24 protein-coding genes and 3 pseudogenes are annotated in these 25961 nt (G+C 71.7%); 15 read left to right on the top strand and 12 right to left on the bottom strand.

What is annotated here, in order from left to right:
- Nucleotides 1–22 precede the first annotated feature (22 nt).
- The 3 genes from HDA43_RS13910 (at nt 23) to HDA43_RS13900 (ending at nt 2031) form a co-directional block, all read left to right on the top strand.
- Nucleotides 23–817, top strand: coding sequence for an ABC transporter ATP-binding protein (locus HDA43_RS13910; RefSeq protein WP_179820635.1), 795 nt, complete (start codon nt 23–25; stop codon nt 815–817).
- Nucleotides 818–991: 174 nt separating this feature from the next.
- Nucleotides 992–1765 (top strand): sulfite exporter TauE/SafE family protein, encoded by a 774-nt coding sequence (locus HDA43_RS13905; RefSeq protein WP_179820632.1) that lies wholly within the window; start codon nt 992–994, stop codon nt 1763–1765.
- A gap of 29 nt (nt 1766–1794) precedes the next feature.
- Complete coding sequence (locus tag HDA43_RS13900) at nt 1795–2031, top strand: DUF8836 family protein (RefSeq protein ID WP_179820630.1); 237 nt, start codon at nt 1795–1797, stop codon at nt 2029–2031.
- Nucleotides 2032–2149: 118 nt separating this feature from the next.
- On the opposite strand, the gene HDA43_RS13895 is transcribed toward HDA43_RS13900, so the two are convergent.
- The 4 genes from HDA43_RS13895 to HDA43_RS13880 all read right to left on the bottom strand — a co-directional run bounded on the left by HDA43_RS13895 (nt 2150) and on the right by HDA43_RS13880 (nt 6179).
- On the bottom strand, nt 2150–3061 hold the full coding sequence (locus tag HDA43_RS13895) for a Rieske (2Fe-2S) protein (RefSeq protein ID WP_179820627.1): 912 nt from the start codon (nt 3059–3061) through the stop codon (nt 2150–2152).
- A 44-nt stretch (nt 3062–3105) separates the two neighbouring features.
- Nucleotides 3106–3660 carry an HD domain-containing protein gene (locus tag HDA43_RS13890; RefSeq protein WP_218912174.1) on the bottom strand — a complete coding sequence of 185 codons (555 nt, stop codon included), beginning with the start codon at nt 3658–3660 and terminating at the stop codon, nt 3106–3108.
- Nucleotides 3661–4289: 629 nt separating this feature from the next.
- Nucleotides 4290–5738 carry a catalase gene (locus HDA43_RS13885; RefSeq protein WP_179820622.1) on the bottom strand — a complete coding sequence of 483 codons (1449 nt, stop codon included), beginning with the start codon at nt 5736–5738 and terminating at the stop codon, nt 4290–4292.
- Between the two features lie 21 nt (nt 5739–5759).
- The gene (locus HDA43_RS13880) at nt 5760–6179 is read right to left on the bottom strand and encodes a Fur family transcriptional regulator (RefSeq protein WP_179820619.1); all 420 of its coding nucleotides are present in this window, start codon (nt 6177–6179) and stop codon (nt 5760–5762) included.
- Nucleotides 6180–6305: 126 nt separating this feature from the next.
- On the opposite strand from HDA43_RS13880, the gene HDA43_RS13875 reads away from it, so the two are divergent.
- The gene (locus tag HDA43_RS13875) at nt 6306–7421 is read left to right on the top strand and encodes a CapA family protein (RefSeq protein WP_179820616.1); all 1116 of its coding nucleotides are present in this window, start codon (nt 6306–6308) and stop codon (nt 7419–7421) included.
- A 167-nt stretch (nt 7422–7588) separates the two neighbouring features.
- Complete coding sequence (locus HDA43_RS13870; RefSeq protein ID WP_179820613.1) at nt 7589–8236, top strand: TetR/AcrR family transcriptional regulator; 648 nt, start codon at nt 7589–7591, stop codon at nt 8234–8236.
- On the opposite strand, the gene HDA43_RS13865 is transcribed toward HDA43_RS13870, so the two are convergent.
- Nucleotides 8228–8686 (bottom strand): hypothetical protein, encoded by a 459-nt coding sequence (locus HDA43_RS13865; protein ID WP_179820611.1) that lies wholly within the window; start codon nt 8684–8686, stop codon nt 8228–8230. The two genes, HDA43_RS13870 and HDA43_RS13865, sit on opposite strands and share 9 nt — an antisense overlap.
- A gap of 170 nt (nt 8687–8856) precedes the next feature.
- Here HDA43_RS13865 and HDA43_RS13860 point away from each other — a divergent pair, with 170 nt between their 5' ends.
- Complete coding sequence (locus tag HDA43_RS13860) at nt 8857–9393, top strand: hypothetical protein (RefSeq protein WP_179820609.1); 537 nt, start codon at nt 8857–8859, stop codon at nt 9391–9393.
- A 61-nt stretch (nt 9394–9454) separates the two neighbouring features.
- Here the strand turns inward: HDA43_RS13860 and HDA43_RS13855 are convergent, their stop codons facing one another.
- From HDA43_RS13855 to dnaK, 6 genes and pseudogenes are all read right to left on the bottom strand, one after another.
- Complete coding sequence (locus tag HDA43_RS13855; RefSeq protein ID WP_179820607.1) at nt 9455–10261, bottom strand: hypothetical protein; 807 nt, start codon at nt 10259–10261, stop codon at nt 9455–9457.
- A 91-nt stretch (nt 10262–10352) separates the two neighbouring features.
- Nucleotides 10353–12938: an ATP-dependent chaperone ClpB gene (gene clpB / locus HDA43_RS13850; protein WP_179820604.1), complete on the bottom strand. Its 2586-nt coding sequence runs from the start codon at nt 12936–12938 to the stop codon at nt 10353–10355.
- 109 nt (nt 12939–13047) lie between these two features.
- A pseudogene (locus HDA43_RS13845) lies at nt 13048–13371 on the bottom strand (heat shock protein transcriptional repressor HspR); the annotation flags it as partial.
- A 2-nt stretch (nt 13372–13373) separates the two neighbouring features.
- Nucleotides 13374–14558, bottom strand: a complete 1185-nt coding sequence (gene dnaJ / locus HDA43_RS13840; RefSeq protein WP_179820599.1) for a molecular chaperone DnaJ — start codon at nt 14556–14558, stop codon at nt 13374–13376.
- Nucleotides 14559–14595: 37 nt separating this feature from the next.
- Nucleotides 14596–15210, bottom strand: coding sequence for a nucleotide exchange factor GrpE (gene grpE / locus HDA43_RS13835; RefSeq protein WP_179820597.1), 615 nt, complete (start codon nt 15208–15210; stop codon nt 14596–14598).
- Nucleotides 15211–15238: 28 nt separating this feature from the next.
- The gene (gene dnaK, locus HDA43_RS13830) at nt 15239–17116 is read right to left on the bottom strand and encodes a molecular chaperone DnaK (protein ID WP_179820594.1); all 1878 of its coding nucleotides are present in this window, start codon (nt 17114–17116) and stop codon (nt 15239–15241) included.
- A 202-nt stretch (nt 17117–17318) separates the two neighbouring features.
- On the opposite strand from dnaK, the gene HDA43_RS13825 reads away from it, so the two are divergent.
- Together HDA43_RS13825 and HDA43_RS13820 are read left to right on the top strand one after the other, a co-directional pair.
- Nucleotides 17319–17921: an RNA polymerase sigma factor gene (locus HDA43_RS13825; RefSeq protein ID WP_312873238.1), complete on the top strand. Its 603-nt coding sequence runs from the start codon at nt 17319–17321 to the stop codon at nt 17919–17921.
- Complete coding sequence (locus HDA43_RS13820) at nt 17914–19083, top strand: CU044_5270 family protein (RefSeq protein WP_179820591.1); 1170 nt, start codon at nt 17914–17916, stop codon at nt 19081–19083. The genes HDA43_RS13825 and HDA43_RS13820 overlap by 8 nt, the downstream gene beginning before the upstream one ends.
- An 89-nt stretch (nt 19084–19172) precedes the next feature.
- Here the strand turns inward: HDA43_RS13820 and HDA43_RS13815 are convergent, their stop codons facing one another.
- On the bottom strand, nt 19173–19670 hold the full coding sequence (locus HDA43_RS13815; RefSeq protein WP_179820589.1) for a hypothetical protein: 498 nt from the start codon (nt 19668–19670) through the stop codon (nt 19173–19175).
- Nucleotides 19671–19835: 165 nt separating this feature from the next.
- Here HDA43_RS13815 and proC point away from each other — a divergent pair, with 165 nt between their 5' ends.
- From proC to HDA43_RS13780, 7 genes and pseudogenes are all read left to right on the top strand, one after another.
- Nucleotides 19836–20630, top strand: coding sequence for a pyrroline-5-carboxylate reductase (gene proC / locus HDA43_RS13810; protein ID WP_179820586.1), 795 nt, complete (start codon nt 19836–19838; stop codon nt 20628–20630).
- 396 nt (nt 20631–21026) lie between these two features.
- Nucleotides 21027–22189: pseudogene (locus HDA43_RS13805) on the top strand (acetoin utilization protein AcuC).
- Nucleotides 22190–22335: 146 nt separating this feature from the next.
- Nucleotides 22336–23139 (top strand): annotated as a pseudogene (locus tag HDA43_RS13800) (phosphatase); the annotation flags it as partial.
- A gap of 322 nt (nt 23140–23461) precedes the next feature.
- Nucleotides 23462–23665 (top strand): helix-turn-helix domain-containing protein, encoded by a 204-nt coding sequence (locus HDA43_RS13795; protein ID WP_179820581.1) that lies wholly within the window; start codon nt 23462–23464, stop codon nt 23663–23665.
- A 267-nt stretch (nt 23666–23932) separates the two neighbouring features.
- A complete protein-coding gene (locus tag HDA43_RS13790) occupies nt 23933–24031 on the top strand; it encodes a 30S ribosomal protein bS22 (protein ID WP_018654693.1) in 99 nt (32 codons plus the stop codon).
- 23 nt (nt 24032–24054) lie between these two features.
- Entirely contained in the window at nt 24055–25080 is a 1026-nt protein-coding gene (locus tag HDA43_RS13785; RefSeq protein WP_179820578.1) for an NAD-dependent epimerase/dehydratase family protein, read from the top strand.
- Entirely contained in the window at nt 25077–25928 is an 852-nt protein-coding gene (locus HDA43_RS13780; protein WP_179820576.1) for a lysophospholipid acyltransferase family protein, read from the top strand. Before HDA43_RS13785 ends, HDA43_RS13780 begins: the two co-directional genes overlap by 4 nt.
- Nucleotides 25929–25961 lie beyond the last annotated feature (33 nt).

Below are 25961 nucleotides of genomic sequence, written 5' to 3'. Positions count from 1 at the left end.
ATTCTCTAGGAGGGGTAGGGGCATGGGCGGTCAGGTGCTTCGGCTACAGGACGTCACCGTGCGCAGGGACGGGGCGGCGCTGCTTCGAGACATCGAATGGACCGTTCACGAAGACGAGCGATGGGTCGTCATCGGTCCCAACGGCGCGGGCAAGACGACGTTGCTCCAGGTCGTCGGCGCGATGCTGTTCCCCTCCGAGGGAGTGGTGGAGATCCTCGGCGAGCGCCTCGGGCAGACCGACGTGTTCGACCTGCGCCCCCGCATCGGGCTCGCCAGCGCCGCGCTGGCCGAGAAGGTGCCGCCGGAGGAGAAGGTCATCGACCTCGTCCTCACCGCCTCCTACGCCATCATCGGCCGCTGGAACGAGGAGTACGACTCCGGCGACGTCACCCGCGCCGTCGAGCTGATCGACCAGCTCGGCTGTGCCCACCTGATCCGGCGCCGGTTCGGCACGCTGTCGGAGGGCGAGCGCAAGCGGGTGCAGATCGCCCGCGCGCTCATGCCGGACCCCGAGCTGCTGCTGCTGGACGAGCCGGCCGCCGGGCTCGACCTGGGAGGCAGGGAGGATCTCGTCCGCCGCCTGTCGGCGCTCGCGCAGGATTCGAAGTCCCCGACGATGGCGCTGGTCACCCACCACGTGGAGGAGGTTCCCGCCGGGTTCACCCACGCCCTGCTGCTGCGGCACGGCTCGGTGGTCGCGCAGGGTGAGATCGATCACGTGATGACCGCCGAGAACCTCTCCCGCACCTTCGGCATCCCGCTCAACCTGGAGCGCGGGCGCGACGGCCGCTGGTACGCCCGCGCGTACGGCTTCTGAGCCTCTCCGACCGTTTCCGGGCCGCTCCGGCCGGGCCCGCGGGCCACGGCCCGCTCCGGCCGCGCGGCGGGGCCTGCCACCCCGCCGACGGCTCACCGACGTTCCCCTCCTAGCATCCGGTGGAGGCCGTGCACCGATCATCGGGCGCGAGCCGTACGACCGAGGAGGGGCCAGATGACACCGTGGGAGGCAGTCGCCGTCCTGGCGGCGGGGATCGCGGCGGGCGGCATCAACGCCGTCGTCGGCTCGGGATCGCTGATCACATTTCCGACCATGGTGGCCGTCGGGTTGCCGCCGATCGTGGCGAACGTCTCCAACAACATCGGCCTGGTTCCGGGGTCGCTGACCGGCGCGCTCGGCTACCGCGCCGAGTTGGTGGGGCAGCGCGGGCGGCTGGCCCGGCTGGGGGTCGCCTCGACCCTGGGCGCGCTGATCGGAAGCGTCCTGCTGCTGTTCCTGCCCGCCGAGACCTTCGACGTGGTCGTGCCGGTCCTGATCGGGCTGGCCTGTGTGCTCGTGGTGGTCCAGCCGAGGCTCAACCGGTGGCTGGCCGCCCGGCGCGAGCACGCCCATCCGCACGGCGGGCCCCTGCTGTGGATCGGGGTCCTCGCCGCCGGCGCCTACGGCGGCTACTTCGGCGCCGCCCAGGGCGTGCTGCTCATCGGGCTGCTCGGCAGCTTTCTCGACGACGGCCTGCAGCGCGTCAATGCCGCCAAGAACGTGCTCTCGGTGCTGGTCAACGGCACCGCGGCGCTTCTGTTCATCGGGTTCTCGCTGTTCTCGGGGCGGGACGTGGTGGACTGGCGGGCGGTCGCGCTGGTCGCGGTCGGGGCGTCGATCGGCGGGTTCCTCGGCGCGAAGGTCGGCAGACGGCTGCCGGCGCCGGTGCTGCGCGGCTTCATCGTGTGCATCGGCGTCGTGGCGATCGTCAAACTGGTGTACGGCTAAAATCCCTCACTTGCGGGAACAATACGGTCATGAAAGGCGACCGTGTAGAGATCGTCATCGATGCGGGCGACAGCTCGCGCACCTACGACGTCGTCGCGACCAAGGCGGGCCGCCGGGTCGAGATAGCCAACCGCCGGGGCGGCGTGGTCGAAGTCAGCGAGGTCACCCGCAGCGGGACGGCGGTTCGCACCGCGCGGTTCATGTCCAGCCGGGTCCTCGCACTCGTCGAACACCCCGCCGACGGCCGGTCGGAGGACGAGGAATGACGGCCCCCTGAAGCCCCGGCCGCCGGGAGACGCAGGCGCCGTTCCGCGGGTCCCCTTCGCGAAGGGGACCCGCGGAACGGCGCCTGGCGGAACCGGACCGGTGGACCGGACGGAGAGGTCACGCCGGGACGGGACGGACCTGCAGCACGCCGTCGCGGCGCAGTCTCGACTCGAAGGCCGGCTGCGGGGCGGTGGCGGGGCCGTGCATGACCGTGCCGTCGGACAGCCGGAACGTGCTGCCGTGCCAGGGGCACACCACGCAGTCGGCGCCCTGTACGGACGTCACGCGCCCCTGGTGCAGCGGTCCGGCCAGGTGCGAGCAGCGGTCGGCGAGCACGGTGACGTCCTCGCCCCTGCGCAGCACGAACAGGTCGATGTAGCCCAGCCGCCGGGTCACCGGGCGGCCGTCCGGCAGGTCCTTGAGCTCGCACAGGTCATGCCAGCCCAGCGGGACCAGGTGGGAGACCGACACGGCGTGGTTGGCCCCGGCCGCCTGCCGGTACGACATGTGGCCGCCGAGGTAGGCGCCCAAGCCGCCGACGGCCAGTCCGGCGAACGACAGCATCCGGCCGCGCCGTTCGTCGCCCCGCACACGCAGCAGCAGGGAGCCGGCGTAGAGGGTCAGGGCGGCCACGTTGGCCAGCGCGTGCACGAACCCGACCCGCTGCTGCTCGCGGTGGAGCGCCGACCAGTCGGTGATCCCGGACGCGGCCGTGGGAACGGACGCCGCGAGGCCCGCCGCGATCAGCGTCCGGGAGGCCCGGGGGTCGACGTCGGTCACGTCGAGCAGCGACGCCGATATCCAGCAGCCCAGGGTGACGTCGGTGAGCGGCGGGTGGAGGGGCTTGCCGGTGGGAACTCCGTGCAGCAGGTCGCGCAGGAACCCGGGGCCGAGCCGCCGCCGTACCGCCTTGGACACCGCCTGGATCGGGCGGTCCAGCTTCGTCGAGCGCTCCACGTTGCCGACGAGGTCGACGGGCGGAACGAGCTTGCGGAAGCTCTGGCGATTCGTTTTAACGTTTTCCTTCACGATCGTCCCCTTTCCAAGCGATAGGGACCTACCCGGGAACGGTGTTATGCACGCGCCAAATGTCCCCGGCTGACCGAGAGCTCGACGATCTCCGTGGCGTAGGCGCCGAGTGTGGGCGAGCCCTCCTCGATGATCTTCACCTTCTCCAGCACCTGCTCCGCGGTCACCTTGTACAGCGACCAGGTGCCGCCCTCGTTGTGGTGGTTGGCCAGGATCGGGGCGATCCGGTCGAGGGCCCTGGCGAACCTGGCCTCCGGGGTCTCGCGCTCCTCGAACTCGTCCCACAGCGCCCGCAGTCGCGTGGCCTGGTCGTCCGGGAGTAACCCGAAGATCCGGTCGGCGGCCTTGCGCTCCAGGCCGGCCTGGGCCTCCACGGCGGAGGCGTCGTAGACGAAGGTGTCTCCGGCGTCGATCTCGACGATGTCGTGGACGAGCAGCATCGCGACGACTCTGTCCAGATCGATGCCCGGCGGGGCGTGCTCGGCCAGCACCATCGCCAGCATGCCCACGTACCACGAGTGCTCGGCGTCGTTCTCTCGCCGCGACCCGTCCATCAGGGTGTTGCGGCGCACGATGCGTCTGAGCTTGTCGATCTCCATGGCGAAGGCGAGCTGAGCGTGCAGACGGTCCTGTTCTGGAGGGGTGGTCACGCGCGTAAGCCTAATGCGCGCGGATCCCGCTTTTCCGAACGATCATCGGATCGCGCCGCCCCGGACGCTCGGATCACACCGTCCCAGCCGTCCGGGTACCGCGAGGGGGCGCCGGTGTCTGGACCGAGGAGAGAGCGAGCGCAGCGAGCGAACGACGAGGGAAGACGCCGGGCTTGAGCCCCCGAGCCGCGACACGAAGTGTCGCCATGGGCCCGTGAGGGGGCGCCGGTGTCTGGACTGAGGAGAGAGCGAGCGCAGCGAGCGAACGACGAGGGAAGACGCCGGGCTTGAGCCCCCGAGCCGCGACACGAAGTGTCGCCATGAGCACAGCGAGGGAAGGCACCGGGTCTGAGCCCCCGAGCCGCGACACGAAGTGTCGCCATGGGCACTGCCGTACGGACGTCCGGAGACGGCGGCGGCCCGCACCCCGGTGAGAGGGTGCGGGCCGCGCGGACCGGTCGTTCCGGGCTTTCCCGGGCGCGTCGGGCCGGTCGTCCCGGGCATTCCGGATCAGACGGTTCCGGGGTTTCCCGGGCACGTCGGATCAGGCGGTTCCGGGCTTTTCCCGGTGCGCCGGGTCAGACGCCGACGCCGAGACCCTGGGCGACGCTCTGGCCGAGGTCCTTGTGGATGTTGGTCCAGTACTCCACGACGCGCTTCTTCATGTCCGCGGTGACCTCGGGGGCCGAGGCGTGGCCGACCACGTTGCTCACCAGGTGGGCCCGGTCGGTCTCGGACAGGACGTTCTCCCACAGCGCGCGGGGCTGGACGAAGTTGTCGTCCTCGCGGTGCAGGGCGTAGGCGGAACGGATGATCTCCCCGGTCACCTGGTAGTTCTCACCCTCGTACAGCGACGGGTCGGCCGCGGGGCCGCCCACGGTGTTGGGGGCGTAGACCGGGTCGGCGGGGTTGACGAAGGCCATCTGGCCGTCTTTGTTGTAGCTGTGGACGGGCGACAGTGGCCGGTTGATCGGCAGCTGGAGGTAGTTGGCGCCGATGCGGTAGCGGTGGGCGTCAGGGTAGGAGAACAGCCGCCCCTGGAGCATCTTGTCCGGGGACGGGCCGATGCCCGGCACCAGGTTGGCGGGCTCGAACCCGGCCTGCTCCACCTCGGCGAAGTAGTTCTCCGGGTTGCGGTTCAGGACGAACCGGCCGATCGTGATCTCGGGGTAGTCGGCGTGCGGCCACACCTTGGTCAGGTCGAACGGGTTGAAGCGGTAGTCGGCCGCGTCCTCGAACGGCATGATCTGCACGTTCACCGTCCAGGACGGGTGGTCACCGTTCTTGATCGCGGTGTGCAGGTCGCGGATGTGGTGGTCGGCGTCCTGCGCGATGACCGCGCCGGCCTCGGCGTCGGTGAAGTTCTTGATGCCCTGGTCGGTCTTGAAGTGATACTTGACCCAGAACTTCTCGCCGCCGGCGTTGTACCACAGGAAGGTGTGCGAGCCGAAGCCGTGCATGTGGCGCCAGGACGCCGGGGTGCCGCGGTCGGTCATCAGGAACGTGACCTGGTGGGCGCTCTCCGGGGAGAGCGTCCAGAAGTCCCACTGCATGTTGTGGTCGCGCAGGTTGGTGTCGGCGCGGCGCTTCTGGCTGTGGATGAAGTCGGAGAACTTCTGCGGGTCGCGGATGAAGAAGATCGGCGTGTTGTTGCCGACGATGTCGTAGTTGCCCTGCTCAGTGTAGAACTTGATCGCGAAGCCGCGCGGGTCACGCTGGGTGTCGGGGCTGCCCAGCTCGCCGGCCACGGAGGAGAAGCGCAGGAAGAGCGGGGTCTCCTTGCCCTTGGCGAACAGGCCGGCCTTGGTGAACTGGCTGACGTCCTCGGTGATCTGCAGGATGCCGTGGGCGCCGCCGCCCTTGGCGTGCACCACCCGCTCCGGCACCCGCTCCCGGTTGAAGTGCGCCATCTTCTGGATCAGGTAGTGGTCCTGCAGCAGCAGGGGTCCGTTCGGGCCTACCGAAAGGGAGTGCTCGTCGCTCGGCGCGGGGATGCCTGCGTCGGTGGTGGTGGGCCTGGTGCTCATGAACAGTCCTCCGGATCTTCTTCAGCGAGCCTCAACGGGACGGCAGGCGGGACACACGCCCCAGTAGATGACGTCCGCCTCGTCCACCAGGTATCCGGCGTCGGAGACGGGGGCCATGCACGGGGCGTGCCCGACGGCGCAGTCGACGTCGGTGACCCTTCCGCACTCTCTGCAGACGAGATGGTGGTGGTTGTCGCCCACCCGCGTCTCGTACCGGGCGGGGCTGCCGGGAGGCTCGATCCTCCGCAGGAGCCCGCCGCGCTGCATGGAGTGCAGGGAGTCGTAGACGGCCTGCAGGGAGACCTGACCGACCCGCTCCCGCACGCCCCGATGGATGGCGTCCACGTCGAGATGGTCGCCGTCTCGCACGGTCTGCATGATCGCCAGGCGGGCCGCGGTCACCCGCAGTCCCGCCCGGCGGAGCCGGTCCCTGTCGTCCACGAGACACACGCTATGTCCCAAACAGGAATCATTCAAGTATTTGAGCTATACCAGTTTTGAGGAGATGACACTCCATCGGCCGGGTTGTGCCGGATGTGCCCTCTGAGGTGGCATCCTCGGATACCGATGGACACCTACCTCCCCCGCCGACTCGGGGCCGCCGCCGCCCTCGTCGTCGCCGCAGCGCTCTCCGCGGCCTGTACGGCGGCGCAGTCGGCGTCCCCGGAACCCGCCACATCGACGCCGGACGTCGTGGAGAAGCCCACCTCCTCGGCCCGGCCCAAGCCCGAGCGCCGGCCGTACACCATCTCCTTCGGCGGTGACGTGCACTTCGAAGGGGTGCTGCGGTCCCGGCTGGACGCGAACCCGCGGACCGCGCTCGGCCCGATCGCCAAGGTGCTCAGCCGGTCCGACATCGCGATGGTCAACCTGGAGACCGCGATCACCACCGGCGGCACCCCCGCCCCGGGCAAGCAGTTCACCTTCCGCGCCCCCTCCTCGGCGCTGACCGCGCTGAAGGCCGCCGGGGTGGACGTCGCCTCCATGGCCAACAACCACGGCATGGACTACATGGAGAGCGGCCTCACCGACTCGCTGGCCGCGATCAGGCGCGCGAGGTTCCCGGTCGTCGGCGTCGGCGCGACCGAGGCCCAGGCGTACAAGCCCTGGCGGACGACCGTGAACGGCAACCGGATCGCCGTCATCGGCGCCACCCAGGTGCTGGACGCCGAGTTCATCCAGCCCTGGACCGCGCTCGGCGCCAAGGGCGGCCTGGCCTCGGCCAAGCGGGAGGACCGGCTGATCCAGGAGGTGCGCAGGGCGCGCCGTACCTCCGACACGGTGATCGTCCACCTCCACTGGGGCACCGAGCTGCAGAAGTGCCCGAACGAGGCACAGCTCGCCCTGGCGCCCAAGCTGGTCGCGGCCGGGGCCGACGTGATCGTGGGCGGGCACGCACACATCCTGCTCGGCGGTGGATATCTCAAGAACGCCTACGTCAACTACGGCATGGGCAACTTCGTCTTCTACAACTGGGGTCCCCAGACCGGCCGGACCGGCGTGCTCACGCTGACGATCCAGGGGCGCAAGGTGCTGAAGGAGCAGTGGACCCCGGCCACGATCCAGGGCGGCGTCCCCGTCCCGCTCACCGGCGTCGCCCGGCAGCAGGCCCTGACCGACTGGAAGGCGCTGCGCGGCTGCACGGGCCTGTCCACCCGGCCCGGCTCCGCCACGGAGAGCTGACCGTACGGCGAACCGGCGGCCGCGAAGGGTTCCCGCGTGGGAGGCCGGGAGCCCGGCCGCGCGGGAAACCGGCGGGTCCGGGGCGCGCGCGGGGAGGCCGGCCGGGGAAATCCGGTGATTGGCCGATACGGCCTGACCCGGCGGTGCCGGAAGGGCAAGATGGGGGGATGTCCATCCTGCCTGCCGAGGAGCCCGGCGAGGCTCCGCTGCGCCGCCGGCCCGCCCAGCGGAGGAGCGCGAGACGTGTCGAGAGGATGCTCGACGCCTGCGCCGACCTGCTCGACGAGGTCGGCTACGAGGCGCTGACCACCACCCGCATCGCCGAGCGCGCCGGGGTCGCGATCGGCTCGGTCTACCAGTTCTTCCCCGACAAGCGGGCCATCGCCCAGGCGGTGACCCGGCGCAACGTGGAGCGTTTCATCTCCCGGATCGGCCACCGCTTCCTGTCGGAGGAGTACGCCTGCTGGTGGGACGCGGTCGACGCGATCATCGACGAGTACGTCGAGATGCACCGGACCGTCCCGGGGTTCCGCTCCCTGCGGTTCGGCGACGTGGTCGACCTCAACCTGCTCGACCCGGCGTCGGACAACAACGCGGTGATCGCCGGCCGGCTGCGCGGCCTCCTCCTGCAGGAGTACGGCATGGCCGACAGCGAGGAGCTCGACCTGGGCATCCTGATCGGGGTCGAGGCGGGCGACGCGGTGCTCAAGCTGGCCTTCCGGCGCGACCCCGCCGGCGACCCGCAGGTCGTGGCCGAGGCCAAGAGCCTGATCCGGGGCTACCTCAACCGCCAGTTCGCGGTGGTCTCATCCTGAGCGGTGTCCCCGGTCCCGCCGGTCGCCGTGCTCGCGCCCGTGCTCGTGCCCGGCCGATCTGCGCCGTATCTCGGCGTGCCCGCCGCTGAATCCCGGGGCCGCGGATCCGGAGAACGCCCGGCCGGGGACGGTCCCGGGGGGTATGGCCGCCGGATCCAGCGCCTCGACCGGCGCCGGGATGAGCCCGGCGGGCATCGGCGTGCCCCTCCGCCGGGTCTGCGGCTGTGCCATGACGGGGCAGGGGGCCGGCGCGGCGAGCATCCGCAGCCACGACTCCTGGCGGGCCGGGGTGATGAGCCGCTCCTCGCGCAGCCGGTTCTCCAGCGCCACGAGTCTGTGGTGGGCCTGTTCGACCGCGTCCATCCTGGCGGAGAGGTATCCGGCGGACCCCGGGACGATCACCGAGAGGCCGAGCAGGAACGTCAGCGTGAAGGTGGTCTGCTTGGACATGCCCATCGCAGCTCCTTCGGACGAGGTCGCCTCTCGGGCCGGGATCGCCTGGCATATGCCCGTTTTCCTCCAGAAATACGCAGACTGTAATTAATGATGCACAGAGGGTGGCATAACAAATACCTGCCGTTGTGCGGGCGAAGTCGAGCGCCGCTCGGTACTCTCGCGATGTGGCGTATGTGACACACGGGCAACTGCACCGGTTGCTTGAACAGGCACTTCTGGCCGACGATCACGAGAACCTCGCCCGGCGCCTGGAGGCGCTGGCCGAGGACGACGTGTCCGGGGACGTCTCGCGGGCGGCGATCCTCGTGCTCGCCGGCGAGGAATGGCGGCAGGCCGGGCAGCCCGCCCACGCCCTCGACTGCTTCCAGCGGGCCGTGGACGACGGCGGCGAGGTGAGCGCCGATCCCCGGGCGGGGATCGCCGACACCCTCTTCGAGCTCGAACGGCCCGACGAGGCGCGCGAGGTGATCGAGGCGATCCGGCTCGGCGGCTGCACCCCGGCCACCGCGCTCACCGTCGCCGAGACCCTCGTCGCCTACGGCGACCTGCGGGAGGCCCACGTCTGGGCCACCGACGGGGCCCGGCAGGCGGCGGAGGGCAGCGGGGAGCACGCCGCGCTGCTGCGCACCCGCTACCGGATCCGGGTGGACCTCGGGCTGCCCGAGGACGACCTCGACGCGCTGCTGGACGCCTCCCGCTGACGTGAGAAGGGCCGCGACCCCCACGGGTCGCGGCCCTTCTCACGGCGGCCGGGCATGGCCCCTACCGGAGCCGGAAGCCTCCGCCGAGGACGGTCTCCTCCGCGGTGGAGGCGTCGCCGTCCTCCCCGGAGACCTGGGGTTCGTCGCCGTCCGTCGCGGGCGCCTCCGCCGTCGTGGTGACCTCCCGCTCGATGACCGCGACCTCCCGCTCGACCACGCTGGGCAGCTCGCCGACCTGGGTGCCGGTGTCCCCGGCCGAGGCGGGGAGCGACTCCCCGGTGCCGGTGCCCGCCTGCGCGCCGGGCAGCGCCGCGCCGTCGAGCGGCGCGTCGGTGGTGCCGGCCGGGTCGGTGGCGCCGGTCGTGCCGGTGCCCGTGGAGACCGGCGGCGCCGGCCGTACCGTGACCGGTGCCCGGTCGAAGCGGGTGTCCGGGGTGGACGGCAGGCCGGGCAGGTCCGGCGCGGCGGGCAGTGGCCCGGCGGCCATGTGCTCCACGGCGTGCCCCGCGACCGCCGCCTCCGTCTCCGTTCCCCCCGGACACGCGGACAGGTCCGCGCCCCCCGCGACGCCCGCGGCGTCGGTGAAGCCGGCCACGGCGGACGCCTGCGACAGACCCGGCAGGCCGGCGATCCGCGCGAGCCGCTCCGCGCTCATCGGCGCCTCGGCCCCGGCGACGCCCGCTCCGAGCGTCTCAGCCTCCCCGGGCGCCTCGGGCCCGGACACCGCCGGGCCGTGGCAGGCCGCGGCCGAGGCCGGGACCGCCCCGAGCCAGGACACGCCGGCCGGAGCGGTCGACAGCCATGTCACACCGGCCGTGAGCGTCGCCACCGCGAGGATGCCCCGGATCTTCAGTGATGGGTTCATCATGCACGTCCCCCTGTCGTTCGTTCTCGTGCCGGACGAGTGCCGAACGTATCCAGCGGGGGCCGTCCCAGGGGCGGGCTTCACCCAACGGTGGTCAAGCCCTTACCCTCGTCGAGATCGTCAGGGCGTCGTCGCCCTCGGCCATGTCCACCACGACCTCGTCGCCGTCCTGGACCTTCCCGGCCAGCACCTCCTTGGCGAGCTTGTCGCCGATCGCGGTCTGCACCAGGCGGCGGAGCGGGCGGGCGCCGTACAGCGGGTCGTAGCCGGTGAGCGCCAGCCAGTCGCGCGCCGCGGGGGTCACGTTCAGCGTGATCCGCCGGTCGGCGAGCCGCCTGGCCAGGTGCGCGACCTGCAGGTCCACGATCTTCGACAGCTCCTCCATGCCGAGCGCGTCGAACATGATCACGTCGTCGAGCCGGTTGAGGAACTCCGGCTTGAACGCGCTCCGGACCGCGTCCATCACGGCCTTGCGCTGGGCCTCCCGGTCCAGCTTGGGGTCCACGAGGAACTGCGAGCCCATGTTGGAGGTGAGGATCAGGATCGTGTTGCGGAAGTCGACCGTCCGGCCCTGGCCGTCGGTGAGCCGCCCGTCGTCGAGCACCTGCAGCAGGATGTCGAAGACCTCAGGGTGGGCCTTCTCGACCTCGTCCAGCAGCACCACGGTGTACGGCCTGCGCCGTACGGCCTCGGTGAGCTGGCCGCCCTCCTCGTAGCCGACGTAGCCGGGCGGGGCGCCGACGAGCCGCGCCACGCTGTGCTTCTCGCCGTATTCGCTCATGTCGATGCGGACCATCGCCCGCTCGTCGTCGAACAGGAAGTCGGCCAGCGACTTGGCCAGCTCCGTCTTGCCGACGCCGGTGGGGCCGAGGAACAGGAAGCTGCCGGTCGGCCGGTCTGGGTCGGAGATGCCCGCGCGGGCCCGCCGTACGGCGTCGGAGACGGCCTGGACGGCCTCGCTCTGGCCGATGAGCCGCCTGCCCAGCTCGTCCTCCATCCGGAGCAGCTTGGCGGTCTCGCCCTCCAGCAGGCGGCCCGCGGGGATGCCGGTCCAGGAGGAGATGACCTGGGCGATGTCGTCCGGCCCGACCTCCTCCTTGACCATGGCGCTCTCCGGCTGGGCGGCCGCGCTGGCCTCGGCGAGCTCGGCCTCCAGCCGGGGCACCTCGGCGTACATCAGCCGCGACGCGGCCTCGAAGTCGCCGTCGCGCTGCGCCCGCTCGGCGGCGCCGCGGGTCTCGTCGAGCTGCTTCTTCAGGTCGCCGACGCGGTTCAGGCCGGCCTTCTCCCGCTCCCAGCGCCCGACCAGGGCGTTGAGCTCCTCCTGGCGGTCGGCCAGCTCCTTGCGGAGCCGCTCCAGCCGCTGGAGGCTGCTCTCGTCGGTCTCCTTGGCGAGCGCCAGCTCCTCCATCTTCATCCGGTCGACGTTCCGCTGGAGCTGGTCGATCTCCACCGGACGGGAGTCGATCTCCATGCGGAGCCGGGAGGCGGCCTCGTCGACGAGGTCGATCGCCTTGTCCGGCAGGAACCGGGAGGTGATGTAGCGGTCGGACAGCGAGGCGGCGGCCACCAGCGCGCCGTCGGAGATCTGCACCTGGTGGTGCGCCTCGTAGCGGCCCTTGAGCCCGCGCAGGATCGCGATGGTGTCCTCGACGGTGGGCTCGCCGACGTACACCTGCTGGAAGCGCCGCTCCAGCGCGGGATCCTTCTCGATGCGCTCGCGGTACTCGTCCAGCGTGGTGGCGCCGATCATCCGCAGCTCGCCGCGCGCCAGCATCGGCTTGAGCATGTTGCCGGCGTCCATGGCGCCCTCGGCCGCGCCCGCGCCGACCATGGTGTGCAGCTCGTCGATGAAGGTGACGATCTGGCCGTTGCTCTCCTTGATCTCACTGAGCACGGCCTTGAGGCGCTCCTCGAACTCGCCGCGGTACTTCGCGCCGGCGACCATCGCGCTCAGGTCGAGGGCCACCAGGCGCTTGTCGCGCAGGCTGGAGGGCACGTCGCCGGCGACGATGCGCTGCGCCAGGCCCTCCACCACGGCGGTCTTGCCGACGCCGGGCTCGCCGATGAGCACCGGGTTGTTCTTGGTCCGGCGGCTGAGCACCTGCACGACCCGGCGGATCTCCGAGTCACGGCCGATCACCGGGTCGAGCTTGCCGGCCCTGGCCCGCTCGGTCAGGTCGACGCCGTACTTCTCCAGCGCCTGGTAGGTGTCCTCGGGCGTCTCGCTGGTCACCCGGGCGTGCCCGCGCACCTTCTCGAACGCCTCCAGCAGCGCGTTCGGGGTGGCGCCGCGGGACTTCAGCAGCTCGGCGACCGGCCCGCCGTCGGTGGCGAGGCCGACCAGCAGGTGCTCGGTCGAGACGTACTCGTCCTCCAGCTGACGGGCCCGCTGGGCCGCGGTGTTCAGCGCGGTCAGCAGCTGCCGGGAGCTCGACGGGGCGCTGACCGTGGCGCCCTGCGCCTTCGGCAGGGCCGCGAGCTGCTTCTCGGCCTCGGTGCGGAGCTGCTTCCAGTCGGCGCCGACCGCCTCCAGCAGCGGTACGGCGGTGCCGCCGGTCTGGGACAGCAGCGCGGTGAACAGATGGACCGGGGCGACCTCGGGGTTGCCCTCGGCGGCGGCACGCCTGATGGCGGCGGAGACCGCCTCCTGGCTCTTCTGCGTAAGCTTGTAATCCATGGCTATCGCCTAACTCCGTTCAGGCGTTCTATACGCGCCGGAGCACGGCGCGACGTAAATCCCCCCGGCCCTGGTCGGTGGAGTGTCAGGCGGGCGGCAGCTGGTACCGGATCAGCGCGCGGATCATGGCGGTCTCGGCGCGCAGGCGGTGGTTCTCCTCGCGCAGCCGCATCGCCTCGTTCTCGAGCGCCAGTATCCGCTTGATGCCCGCGAGGTTGATGCCCTCCTCCTGGGAGAGCCGCTGGACCTCGCGGAGCATGACGATGTCGCGGGTGGAGTACAGGCGGCCGCGGCCGGCCGTACGGCCCGGGCTGACCAGGCCGAGACGGTCGTACTGCCGCAGGGTCTGCGGGTGCAGACCCGACAGCTGGGCGGCCACCGAGATGACGTAGACGGGAGTGTCGTCCGACAGATCGAAGTAGTTGGCTTCCATGGCTACTCGCTTCTGGCCTGTTGGATGAGGTCGGCCCGCGGGTCGCCCCCCGCGGTGGCGTCGCGGAACTCCTCCAGTGCGCTCCTGGCCTTGTCCTCCAGATGCTGGGGCACCAGGACCTCGACCGTGGCGAGCAGGTCGCCCTTGGTGCCGTCCTTGCGGGTCACGCCCCGGCCCCGCACCCGGAAGGTGCGGCCGTTGGGGGTGCCCTCGGGGATGCGCAGCGTCACCGGCAGCCCCTTGAGGATGGGCACCTTGATCTCCGCGCCGAGGGCGGCCTCGGCGAAGGTGACCGGGACGGTGACCGTCAGGTTCTCGCCGGTCCGGCCGAAGACCGGGTGCGGCTTGACGTGGACCTGGACGTACAGGTCGCCGGCCGGGCCGCCGTTCTCGCCGGGAGCGCCCTTACCCTTGATCTTGATGCGCTGGCCGTCGGCCACCCCGGCGGGGATGCGCGCCTGGATCGTGCGGGTGCTCTTGCCCCGGCCGCTGCCCTCGCACACCGGGCACGGGTCGTCCACCAGCAGGCCGCGGCCCTTGCAGTCGCGGCACGGCTCGGAGAAGGCGAAGTTGCCGAGGTTGCGGCTGGCCGCGCCGGTGCCCTCGCAGGTCGGGCAGACCCGCGGGGTGGTGCCGGCCTTGGCGCCGGTGCCGCCGCACGCCGTACAGGCGGCGGAGCTGGTCAGCCGGAGCGAGACGGTGGTGCCCTGGACGGCCTGGGTGAACGAGAGCGTGACCTCCGACTCGACGTCCTGGCCGCGCCGCGCCCTGGTGGTGGTCCCGCCGGTCCGGGGAGCGGTGCCGCCCCGGTTGAACAGGCCCCCGAACAGGTCGCCGATGCGCTCACCGGCGCCCTGCTGGGTGCCGCCGAACAGGTCGCCCAGGTCGAAGGCGAAACCGCCACCGCCGCGGGAGGCCCCCCCGCCCCCCGGGTAACCGCCGAGACCCGACCCGAACAGCGTCCGCGCCTCGTCGTACTCCTTGCGGCGCTTGGTGTCGGACAGGACGTCGTAGGCCTCGGAGACGTCCTTGAACTTCTCCTCGGTCTCCTTGTTGCCCTGGTTGGCATCCGGGTGGTACTGCCTGGCCAGCTTCCGGTACGCCTTCTTGATCTCTTCGGCGGTGGCGGTCTTGGGCACACCAAGGACGGCGTAGTAGTCCTTCTCCAGGTAGTCCTTGGTGCTCATCATTTTCCTTTTCCGATCAAATGGAATGGGGGTGTGTTCAGTTGTCGCCCGCGGCGCCCGCGGTGGGCTCCTCGGGTTCGGCGACCGCGACCCGGGCGGGCCGCAGCACGCGCTCACCGATCCGGTAGCCCGGCTGCAGGATCTCCACGCAGGTCGGCTCGGTGACGTCGGGGGAGTAGCTGTGCATCAGCGCCTCGTGCACCGTCGGGTCGAACGGCTCGCCCTTGGCGCCGAAGGCGCTCAGTCCCAGCTTCCCCGCGACCGCCTCCAGCGACTCGCTCACCTTGGCGAAGCCGCCGGTGAGCTCCCCGTGGTCGCGGGCCCGGCCGATGTCGTCGAGGACCGGCAGCAGCTCGGACAGCACGCCGGCCACCGCCTGCTCCTTGACCATGGCCCGGTCGCGATCGACCCGCTTGCGGTAGTTGGCGTACTCGGCCTGGAGGCGCTGGAGGTCGGCGGTGCGCTCGGCGAGCTGGGTGGCCAGCTCGGCCGCGGCCAGGCCGGCGGCGGACTGGCCGGCCTCCCCTGCCTGCGCCGCCCACTCGGCCTGCTCCCGCTCGGCCTGGCTGCGCGCCTCTCCGGTCTCCGGATCGATCTTCCGGTTGTCGCGGATCACCGGCTCCTCCCCGGAGCCGTTCTCACGCGTGCTCACGCTCACGCTCCCCTCGGATCACGGCTCGTCACTTCGCGCCGTTGTCGCGCTTGGGCTCTTCGTCGACGATCTCGGCCTCGACCACGTCCTCGTCGGCCTTCTGACCGGCCGCGCCCTCGGCGCCGGCGCCGGCGGCGGCACCGGCCGCCTCGGAGCCCTGCGACTGGGCGTAGATGGCGGAGCCCATCTTCTGGCTGACCGTGGCGAGCTTCTCGGCGGCGGCCCGGATCGCGGCCGTGTCGGTGCCCTCCAGAGCCTTCTTCAGCTCGGCGACGGAGTCGTTGACCTCGGTCTTGACGTCGTCCGGGACCTTGTCGGAGTTCTCGCTGAGGAACTTCTCGGTCTGGTAGACGAGCGAGTCCGCGTTGTTGCGGGTCTCGGCCTCCTCGCGGCGCCGCTTGTCCTCCTCGGCGTAGGACTCGGCCTCGCGCATCATGCGCGCGATGTCGTCCTTCGGCAGCGCGGAGCCGCCGGTGATCGTCATCGTCTGCTCCTTGCCGGTGCCGAGGTCCTTGGCGGAGACGTTCACGATGCCGTTGGCGTCGATGTCGAAGGTGACCTCGATCTGCGGGATGCCGCGCGGCGCCGGGGCGATGCCGGTCAGCTCGAAGGTGGCCAGCTTCTTGTTGTACGCCGCGATCTCACGCTCGCCCTGGTACACCTGGATCTGCACCGACGGCTGGTTGTCCTCGGCCGTGGTGAAGACCTCGGAGCGCTTGGTCGGGATCGTGGTGTTGCGCTCGATGATCTTGGTGAAGATGCCGCCCTTGGTCTCGATGCCCAGCGACAGCGGGGTCACGTCGAGCAGCAGGACGTCCTTGACCTCGCCCTTGAGCACACCGGCCTGCAGGGCGGCGCCGATGGCGACGACCTCGTCCGGGTTCACGCCCTTGTTGGGCTCCTTGCCGCCGGTCAGCTCCTTGACGAGCTCGGTGACGGCGGGCATGCGGGTCGAGCCGCCGACGAGCACGACGTGCGCGATGTCGGAGACCTTGATGCCGGCGTCCTTGATCACCTGGTGGAACGGGCCCTTGCAGCGCTCCAGCAGGTCGGCGGTGAGCCGCTGGAACTCGGCGCGGGTGAGCTTCTCGTCCAGGTGCAGCGGGCCCTCGGCGGAGGCCGTGATGTAGGGCAGGTTGATGCTGGTCTCGGACTGGCTGGACAGCTCGATCTTGGCCTTCTCCGCCGCCTCACGCAGACGCTGGAGGGCCATCTTGTCCTTGGACAGGTCGACGCCGTGGGCGTTCTTGAAGCGGTTGACCAGCTCGTCCACGACGCGCTGGTCCCAGTCGTCGCCACCGAGGTGGTTGTCGCCGCTGGTGGCCTTGACCTCGACGAAGCCGTGGCCGTCCTCCTGGCCGACGTCGAGCAGGGACACGTCGAAGGTGCCGCCGCCGAGGTCGAAGACCAGGATCGTCTGGTCCTGGTCCTTGTCGAGGCCGTAGGCGAGCGCCGCGGCCGTCGGCTCGTTGATGATGCGCAGGACGTTCAGGCCCGCGATCTGCCCGGCCTCCTTGGTGGCCTGGCGCTGGGCGTCGTTGAAGTAGGCGGGAACGGTGATCACGGCGTCGGTGATCTTCTCGCCCAGGTAGGCCTCGGCGTCCTGCTTGAGCTTCTGCAGGACGAAGGCGCTGATCTGCTGGGGGGAGAACTTCTTGCCGTCGATCTCCTGGTTCCAGTCGGTGCCTATCTCGCGCTTGACCGAGCGGATCGTCCGGTCCACGTTGGTGACGGCCTGTCGCTTGGCGACCTCGCCGACGAGGACCTCGCCGTTCTTCGCGAAGGCGACCACGGACGGCGTGGTCCGAGAGCCCTGCGCGTTGGCGATGACGGTGGGCTCACCGCCCTCGAGGATCGAGACGACGGAGTTGGTCGTCCCCAGGTCGATACCTACCGCACGTGCCATGAGTACGTCCTTGTAGTCAAAGTTGAGTCGGTCAGGCTCATATTGGAGCCTCGAGTGACGTTTGTCAAACGACTTGAGCCTATGTCACTCAACCTTCCGGCGCGTGAAAGCATTCCCGCTCTCCGGGGAAGAACGGGCGATCCCCCTCCCCCAACGAAGGAACCCCCGTGTCCGCTCCCCACCCCGTCCCACGGGACGAAGCGTGATCGCTCCCCGCCTCGATCCCGAGGCCGGTTCCGAGACCGGCGGCAGCCCGCCGGTCCTCGACTTCGACCGGATCTTCGACGACCACTTCACCGAGATCCACCGCTACGTCGCCCGCCGCCTGGACGTCCACACCGCCGACGACCTCGCGGCCGAGACCTTCCTCCGCGCCTTCCGCGACCGCCACCGCTTCGACGCCGCGCGAGGGGAGATCCGCCCCTGGCTGTACGGCATAGCCACCAATCTGCTCGCCAAACACCGGCGGAGCGAGATCCGCCGATGGAAGGCGCTCGCCCGCACCGCCGTACGCGACACCGCCGGTCACCACGGCGGCCACGCGGACGGACACGAGGACGCGGTGACCGCGCGGGTCGCCGCGGGGCGGGTGACCGGCCGGCTCGCGGGGGCGCTGGCCGGTCTGGCCGAGCGGGACCGGAACGTGGTCCTGCTGGTCGCGCTCGGCGGTCTCTCCCACGCCGAGGTGGCCGCCGCGCTGGACATCCCCTACGGGACCGTCGCGTCCCGGCTCAGCCGGGCCCGCAGGCGGCTCCGCGAGGCGCTCGGTGACATCGACCCGCTGAAGGAGGACCACGATGGATGAGATCAACCTGCTGGCGTCGTCGCTTCCGGACGCCCCGCCGCCGTCGCCCGCCGCCGTCGCCCGCGCCCGCGCCCGGCTGGCCGCGGCGGAGACGGCCCGGCCGGTACGGCACCGCTCGCGTCTCCGCCCCCGGCCGTGGGTGTGGACCGCCGCCACCGCCGCCGCGACGGCCGCGGTCATCCTGGCCGTCACGGCCGGGGTCGGGGCCGGAGGCGGGTCCGCGGACGGTCCCGCGACGGCGGTGTCCGCGCCGGACGGCCGCCAGGCGCTGCTGGACATCGCCGCCAGGGCCGAGGCGCTGCCCGCGGAGACCCCGGGGGCGTACTGGCGGCGCAGGTCCGTCACCGGTTCATTCACCCGGTGGGGGGACGGATCCGCCCGCTACATGGTGCTCCTCACCACCGAGCTGGACTCGTGGACGCCCCGCGACCCCCGCGACCCCGCTTTCACCCGCCTCGACAGGATGGAGGGCCGTCCCTCCGCCCCCGAGGACGTGGCCGCCTGGCGGGAGCAGGGCGCCCCGCGCCGTCAAGGTCCCAAGGACGCCCTGTGGCCTGGCGGCCCGATCGCGGAGTGCGCCGGGGAACCGGGCTGCACGCCGAAACCGGTGGGGTGCACCTACTCCTGGCAGGTCGACCCGAAGGGGATCCTCTACGACCGCAGGATGGCCGAGCTGACCTTCGCCGACCTGGAGGCGCTGCCCAGGGACGCCGGGACGCTGCTCGAACGGTTCAAGGCGGCCAGGAGGGGGGACCAGAGCCCGTCGCAGGAGCAAAACTGGTCCTTCTCCGCGGTCTCGCTGCTGAACCTGCCGAGCCCGCCCGATCTGCGGGCGGCGGCGCTGCGGGTCCTCGCCGGCCTTCCCGGGACCCGGGTGGTCGGCGAGATCACCGACCCGCTCGGCCGCCCGGGGGTCGCGGTGCGGATCAACGCCGGTGAGACCGGCGAGACCGGAATGGGCGACGCCATGGTCCCCGTCGACTACCAGATCATCCTCGATCCCGTCACGGGCGAGATGACCGGCGAGCGCTCCACCGTCGTCCGGGACGCCGAGGGCGTGGCCGCCGGCACGGTGATCGGCTACGCGGCCTACACCGAGCAGGGATGGACCGGCGAGCGGCCCGAGCGGCCCGAGGGATGCAAGGAGGGCTCGGTCGGGTGAGGCCGGCCGCGCCCGCGCGGCTCTCCGGGAGCGGCCCGGGTCCGGTGGGGCCGGTGTGCCCCGCGGGCCCTCCCGGAAGCGGCCTCGCGTCAGCGCGCCCCGTCGACCACCTCGCGCTTGCCCAGGGGGGCCTTGAGCTTGACGGTCGTCACCTTCTTGATGGCGATGTCGATGCAGGCGACGTTCCGCGCCTTGCCGCTCGGGCCCTCCCAGAGGGTGACGGTCACCCGCCGGGCCGTCTCCTTGACGCTCACCCGGTCGAGGACGGTGCAGGGCTCCACCCCCGACCACCAGACGATCCGCAGGCTCCGGCCGTCCTTGGACGGCTTGGCGGTGAGCCATCCGGCCTTGCGGGGGTTGACGGTGTGGCCCTCGGGCCTCACCGGCTTGGGGGTGCCGTGCGTGGGCTCGGTACGGGGCGCCACGGGTGGCACGGTGTGCGAGACCGGCTGCGAGGGGCCGGTGGCCGTTCCGGCGCCGTGCCCCGCCGGGGCGGTCGTGGTGACCGAGGCCGCGGTGCCACCGTGCTCGGCGCCGCAGGCCGTGGCCAGCAGCAGGCTTCCAGCCAGGAGAGAGGTCGCGATCATCCGCATACCCCTACAACGTCCCGGACGGCGGACCGGTTCAAGGAGACCGCGCGTCCCGCCGCGCCGGGCGGCCGGGGGTGAGCGCCGCCCGGTGTCACGTGGGCGGACCCCTTAGGCTGGGGATTCACTTCTCCCCGATGGTCCTCTCACGCGAGGTGCGCCGAAATGATCGCGATTCTGGGAACCGGCAAGATGGGCGAGGCCCTGCTGTCCGGGCTGCTCCGGGCCGGTGCGAGGCCGGGCGAGGTGCTGGCCACCGCGCGCCGCGCCGAGCGCGCCGCGGACCTCAGGGAGCGGTACGGCGTGCAGGTGGTCTCCAACGTCGAGGCCGCCAAGACCGCCGACACGCTGATCCTCGCGGTCAAGCCCCAGGACATGGCCTCCCTGCTGGCGGAGATCGCCCCGCACGTCCCGGGCGACCGTCTGGTGGTCACGGCGGCGGCGGGCATCACCACCTCCTTCGTGGAGGCGCGGCTGGGCGGCGAGATCCCGGTGGTCCGGGTGATGTCCAACACGCCGGTGCTGGTGGACGAGGCGATGAGCGTGATCTCGGCGGGCGCCCACGCCTCCGAGGCGCACCTGGAGCTCACCGAGAACCTGCTGCGGCCGGTCGGCAAGGTGCTGCGCATCCCCGAGTCGCAGCAGGACGCTGCGACCGCGCTGTCCGGCAGCGGCCCGGCCTACTTCTTCTACCTCGTCGAGGCCATGGTCGACGCGGGCATCCTGCTCGGCATGCCCCGCGCCGCGGCCCTGGACATGGTCGTCCAGTCGGTCGTCGGGGCGGCCATCATGCTGCGCGACTCCGGGGAGCACCCGGTGATCCTGCGGGAGGCGGTCACCTCCCCGGGCGGCACCACCATCTCGGCCATCGCCGAGCTGGAGCGCCACAGCGTCCGGGCCGCCTTCCTGGCGGCCATCGAGGCCGCCCGCGACCGCAGCCGTCAGCTCGCCGCCGGCTGACCGGCGCCCGCCGTACCCGCCGACCGGTCAGCCGGCGGTCGACCGGCACCCCACCGTCCCCGCCCGGGTGCCCCGGCCGTACGGCGTGTGCCCGGCCGTACGGCGTGTGCCCGGCCGTACGGCGGGCGCTCTCGCCGCGGCTTCGCGGCGGTCGGCGTGTTGAGGCGAATAAATATGGATATTTCGCTTAGATGAAAAGCGCTCGCTCCTCCGGAGCCCCCGCTCCGGCCCCTGCGCCCGGGTGCGGTAGCGTCGGCCGGAGCGGGGGACCCCGGGAGGGCGCGGCGTCGTCGCGCCCGGCGGGGGAGAGCCCGTGTGCGAGCAGCCCGTGAGCGAGAGCGGGGGGCGGGCCGGGGAACGCGGCGGCCCGCGCACCAGGCCGGCGAAGGAGGACCCGTGAGCCGTTCCGTGCGGGTCGTCTGGGACGACGCCCTCACCTCATACGACTTCGGGCCGGGTCACCCGCTCGCGCCCGTCCGGGTCGAGCTGACCATGGCCCTGGCGCGGGAGCTGGGCGTGCTGGACGCGGTGGAGATGACCGGCTGCGCGCCCGCCACCGACGACGAGCTGGCACTGGTCCACACGCGCGACTACATCGAGGCCGTCAGGCGGGTGTCCGCGACCGGGCGGCCCGATCTGCTCCACGGGCTCGGCACCGAGGACAACCCGGCCTTCACCGGGGTGCACGAGGCGTCCGCGCTGATCACCGGCGCCAGCCTGGCCGCCGCCCGCGCGGTCTGGACCGGCGAGGCCGAGCACGCGGTGAACGTGGCGGGGGGCCTGCACCACGCGATGCCCTCCGCCGCGAGCGGGTTCTGCGTGTACAACGACCCGGCGGTGGCGATCGCCTGGCTGCTCGCGCAGGGCGCGACGCGGGTCGCCTACGTCGACGTGGACGTCCACCACGGCGACGGCGTCCAGGCGGCGTTCTACGACGACCCCAGGGTCCTGACCGTCAGCCTGCACGAGAGCCCGCAGACCCTCTTCCCCGGCACGGGCTTCCCGGGGAGACCGGCGCGGAGGGCACCGCGGTCAACGTGGCGCTGCCGGCCGGATGCGGCGACGGCGGCTGGCTGCGGGCCTTCCACGCGGTGGTGCCGCCGCTGCTGCGGGAGTTCGCCCCCGAGATCCTGGTCACCCAGCACGGCTGCGACAGCCACGCGCTGGACCCGCTGGCCCACCTGATGCTCAGCCTGGACGGCCAGCGCACCGCCTACGCCGCGCTGCACGAGCTGGCACACGAGACCGCGGGCGGGCGCTGGGTCGTCACCGGGGGCGGGGGATACGAGCTGGTGCAGGTCGTGCCCCGGGCATGGACCCACCTGATATCCGAGGTCGCGGGCCGCCCGCTCGACCCGGCCACCGCGACCCCGCCGGAGTGGCGCCGGATGACCAAGGAGCGGACGGGCCAGACGGCGCCGCTGACGCTGACCGACGGCAGGAAACCGGAGTTCGCCGACTTCTCCGCCGGATACGATCCGGCGGACCCGATCGACCGGGCCGTCATGGCGACCAGGAAGGCCGTCTTCCCCCTCCATGGACTGGACCCCCTCCCGTGAGCCGGCCGGGCCCGCCCGCTGCCTCACCGGGCTCTCCCGTGAGCCGGCCGGATCCCTCCGCGGCCCCGCCGGGCCCTCCCGTGACCTCGCCGGGCCCTTCCACGGCCCCATCCGGCCCTTCCGCGGCCCCGCCGGGTCCCTCCGCGTCTCCGCCGGACCGCGCGGCCCTCCGCGACCACCTCGTCCGCACCCGGATCGCCGGCGACGTGGCGACCAGCCGGGAGAACAACCTCGACCACTACCGGTCGCTGGCCAACCGTGACCCCTACCACTTGTTCGGGCTGACCCTGCGGGGCCGCTGGTCCTACCGGGACGTTCTGGAGCTGATGGCCCGATCCGCCGGGGTGGTGGCCGACCCGGGACACCGGGAGGGCCAGGACACCATCGACCCGGACCTGACGATCGCCGCGGTGGAGGCGATGGGCGACACGATCGCCGGGGTGCTGCGCCGCGGGGCCCCGCGGGTCCTGATGGCCACGGGCCATCCCACGGGCCTGCTCACCGTCCATCTCGCCCTGGCCCGGCTGCTGCGGAGGCACGGCGCGGTCATGATGAGCCCGGCCGAGGGCTGGTCCTACTGGGGCTCCGGGTACGGCCGCAAGCGCAGGATCCGGTACATGGACGACGTGGCCATGCTGGACGACCGGGGCGCCTTCGTGCACACCCACGACCCGGCCCCGATGCAGGCCATGCTCGGCCGGCTCGCGGAGCCCGCGGGACCCGGTGACGGCCGGCCGGACCTGGTGATCGCCGACCACGGCTGGGCCGGCGCGGCCGGCGAGGCGGGTCTCCTCACGGTCGGGTTCGCCGACAGCAACGATCCCGCCCTCTTCGTCGGTGAGGCGGAAGGCAAGATCGCTGTCACCGTGCCGCTCGATGACAATGTGCTACCGAGGCATTACGATCCGCTTACGAAGTATCTGGTCGAGAGGGTCGTGCGGGCACTGTGAGGCGCGGGGGACGTCGTTGCGGGCATCCCTATACCGGCTTTTCGCGCCTGCATTCCGCCTGCCTCGACGACCGTTTGTCAACTTTTTGGAGATTGTGGGCGACTCTAATAGGAGACAGTTGGTCCGTTCCAAGATCTAGGCGAGGGGCACGGTCCGGCTGCTGGCCAGCGAGTTTCTCCATTTCGCTGACGCGGGACTGCAGAGGCTGACAAAGTAGGGGGTTTGCGCACTCCGAGTCCCGACTTACGCTGACGGCAGTACACGTGCGTGAGCAATGGCACCAGTGGGGATAACCCGGAAACACGTGCGGAAGAGGCGTCCGATGGCTGCAGGCGAAAGACCTCTCAGTGAGGTGAAGTTCCTGACCGTGGCCGAGGTGGCCACAGTCATGAGGGTGTCCAAGATGACCGTTTACCGACTCGTGCATTCGGGCGAGCTGCCGGCCATCAGGGTCGGCCGATCCTTCCGGGTGCCGGAGCAGGCGGTTCACGACTATCTGAGGGACGCCTACATCGAGGCGGGTTGAGGCGGTGAGCCCCCCGGCGCAGGTCGGGGGGCACCGGCCGCAGGCCGTACGGAAGGGGCGACCGGCCGGCCGCCGGTCCCCGGATCCGGCCGGTGACGACGGAGCAGGAAGAGGTAGCGGCGCGCGCGGCGGCGCCGTGAGTTCCCAAAACATCCCCCGGGCATCCCCCAGGGCCGATCTACCGTGGATCGCCGGTAGTCTGTTGAGCCGGTGTGTTGTTTCGCGCACCGGTTTGACAATCTCGGCTACCAGCTACCTGGGGGTCCCGTGGGCTCTGTGATCAAGAAGCGCCGTAAGCGCATGGCGAAGAAGAAGCACCGCAAGCTTCTCAAGAAGACCCGCATCCAGCGGCGTAACAAGAAGTAGCGAAGCGGATCTGCGAGGCGTCGATGACCCACACCGTGCTCGTCACCGGGGTCTCGCGCCACATCGGCGCCCGGGTGGCGAGCGTTCTCGCGGCCGACCCGGAGATCGGCCGGGTCATCGGAGTGGACACGGCGCCGCCGCCCTCGCTGTCAAGTGATGGCGGCGTCCCCCTCGGCCGGACGGAGTTCGTCCGCGTGGACCCGCGCGGCCCCGACATCGCCAAGGTGATCTCGGCCGCCGACGTCGACACGGTGGTCCACATGAGTCTGGTGAGCGCTCCCCCCCGGAGCGGCGGCCGGGCGCTCATGAAAGAGCAGAACGTCATAGGCACCATGCAGCTGCTCGGTGCCTGCCAGCGGTCCGCCACGGTCCGCCGTCTCGTCGTGCGCTCGACCACGGCCGTCTACGGCTCCTCCCCGCGTGACCCGGCGGTCTTCACCGAGGACGCCGAACCGGCCGAGCCGCCGGCGCACGGCTACGCCAAGGACGCCTGCGAGGTCGAGGGTTACGTCCGCGGGTTCACCCGGCGGCGCCGTGACGTGACCGTCACCACCCTCAGGTTCGCCAACTTCATGGGGCCCGGCGTCGACTCGCCGCTGACCCGTTACTTCACCCAGCCCGTCCTGCCGACGGCGCTCGGCTTCGACCCCCGGCTGCAGTTCGTCCACGAGGACGACGCGGTCGAGGTGCTCAGGCGGACGGCCACCGAGGACCACCCCGGCACGTTCAACGTGGCCGGGGACGGCGTGCTCCTGCTGTCGCAGTGCGCCCGCCGGGCCGGGCTGGTCACGGTCCCGGTGCCCTCCTCGGCCTTCCAGCTCATGGGCGAGCTCGCCCGCGGCGCCGGCCTGGTCGACTTCTCCCCCGAGCAGCTCCGCCTGATGCGCCACGGCCGGGTCGTCGACACCACCGCGCTGGCCGCGGCCCTCGGCCGGCGGCCGGCGTTCTCGACCGCCACCGCCTTCGACGACTTCCTCCGGGCCCGTGACATCGCCGGCGGCCTGCCCGCGGCCCTGATGGACCTGCTGACCCGGGCGGTGGCCCGATGAGCGACGTCGACCGGCGTGTCGCCGAACTGCTGGCCCTCCTGCGCCGCCGTGTCACGGGCGAGTACGAGGTCGACGAGTTCGGCTTCGACCCCGAGCTCACCGACAAGGTGCTGCTGGAGCTGGTCCGCCCGCTGTACCGCGACTGGTTCCGCGTCGAGACCACCGGCATGGAGCACGTGCCGGCCGACTCCGGCGCCCTCGTCGTGGCCAACCACTCGGGCACCATCCCGCTGGACGGGCTCATGCTCCAGGTGGCCCTGCACGACCACCACCCCGCGCGCCGCGCGCTCCGGCTCCTCGGCGCCGACCTGGTCTACCGGCTCCCGCTGCTCGGCCACCTGGCCCGCAAGTCCGGTCACACCCTGGCCTGCCGGGAGGACGCCGACCGCCTGCTGCGCAAGGGCGAGCTGGTCGGGGTCTTCCCCGAGGGGTTCAAGGGCGTCGGCAAGCCGTTCTCCGAGCGGTACCGGCTACAGCGGTTCGGCCGCGGCGGGTTCGTCGCCTCGGCGATCCGCGCCCAGACGCCGATCGTGCCCTGCGCCATCGTGGGGGCGGAGGAGATCTACCCCAAGATCGGTGACCTGCGCCTGCTGGCCAGGGCGCTCGGCCTGCCGTACCTCCCCGTCACCCCGCTGTTCCCCTGGCTGGGGCCGCTCGGCGCGGTGCCGCTGCCGTCCAAGTGGGTGATCGGGTTCGGCGAGCCGGTCAGGACCGACGAGTTCGACCCCGCCGACGCCGACGACCCCATGGTGGTCTTCCACCTCACCGACCAGATCCGCGAGATCATCCAGCAGCAGCTCAACGAGCTGCGGCTGCGGCGGGGCCACGCCTTCCCGCCGTTCTTCTGACCCGGCCTTCCCGGCGAGCCGTCCGGCGGGGCG

The organism is Streptosporangium sandarakinum, from assembly GCF_013409935.1.
GTDB classification, from domain to species: Bacteria; Actinomycetota; Actinomycetes; order Streptosporangiales; family Streptosporangiaceae; genus Streptosporangium; species Streptosporangium nondiastaticum.
Note: the sequence above shows the minus strand (reverse complement) of the source record. Positions and strands in the feature narration are given on the sequence as shown.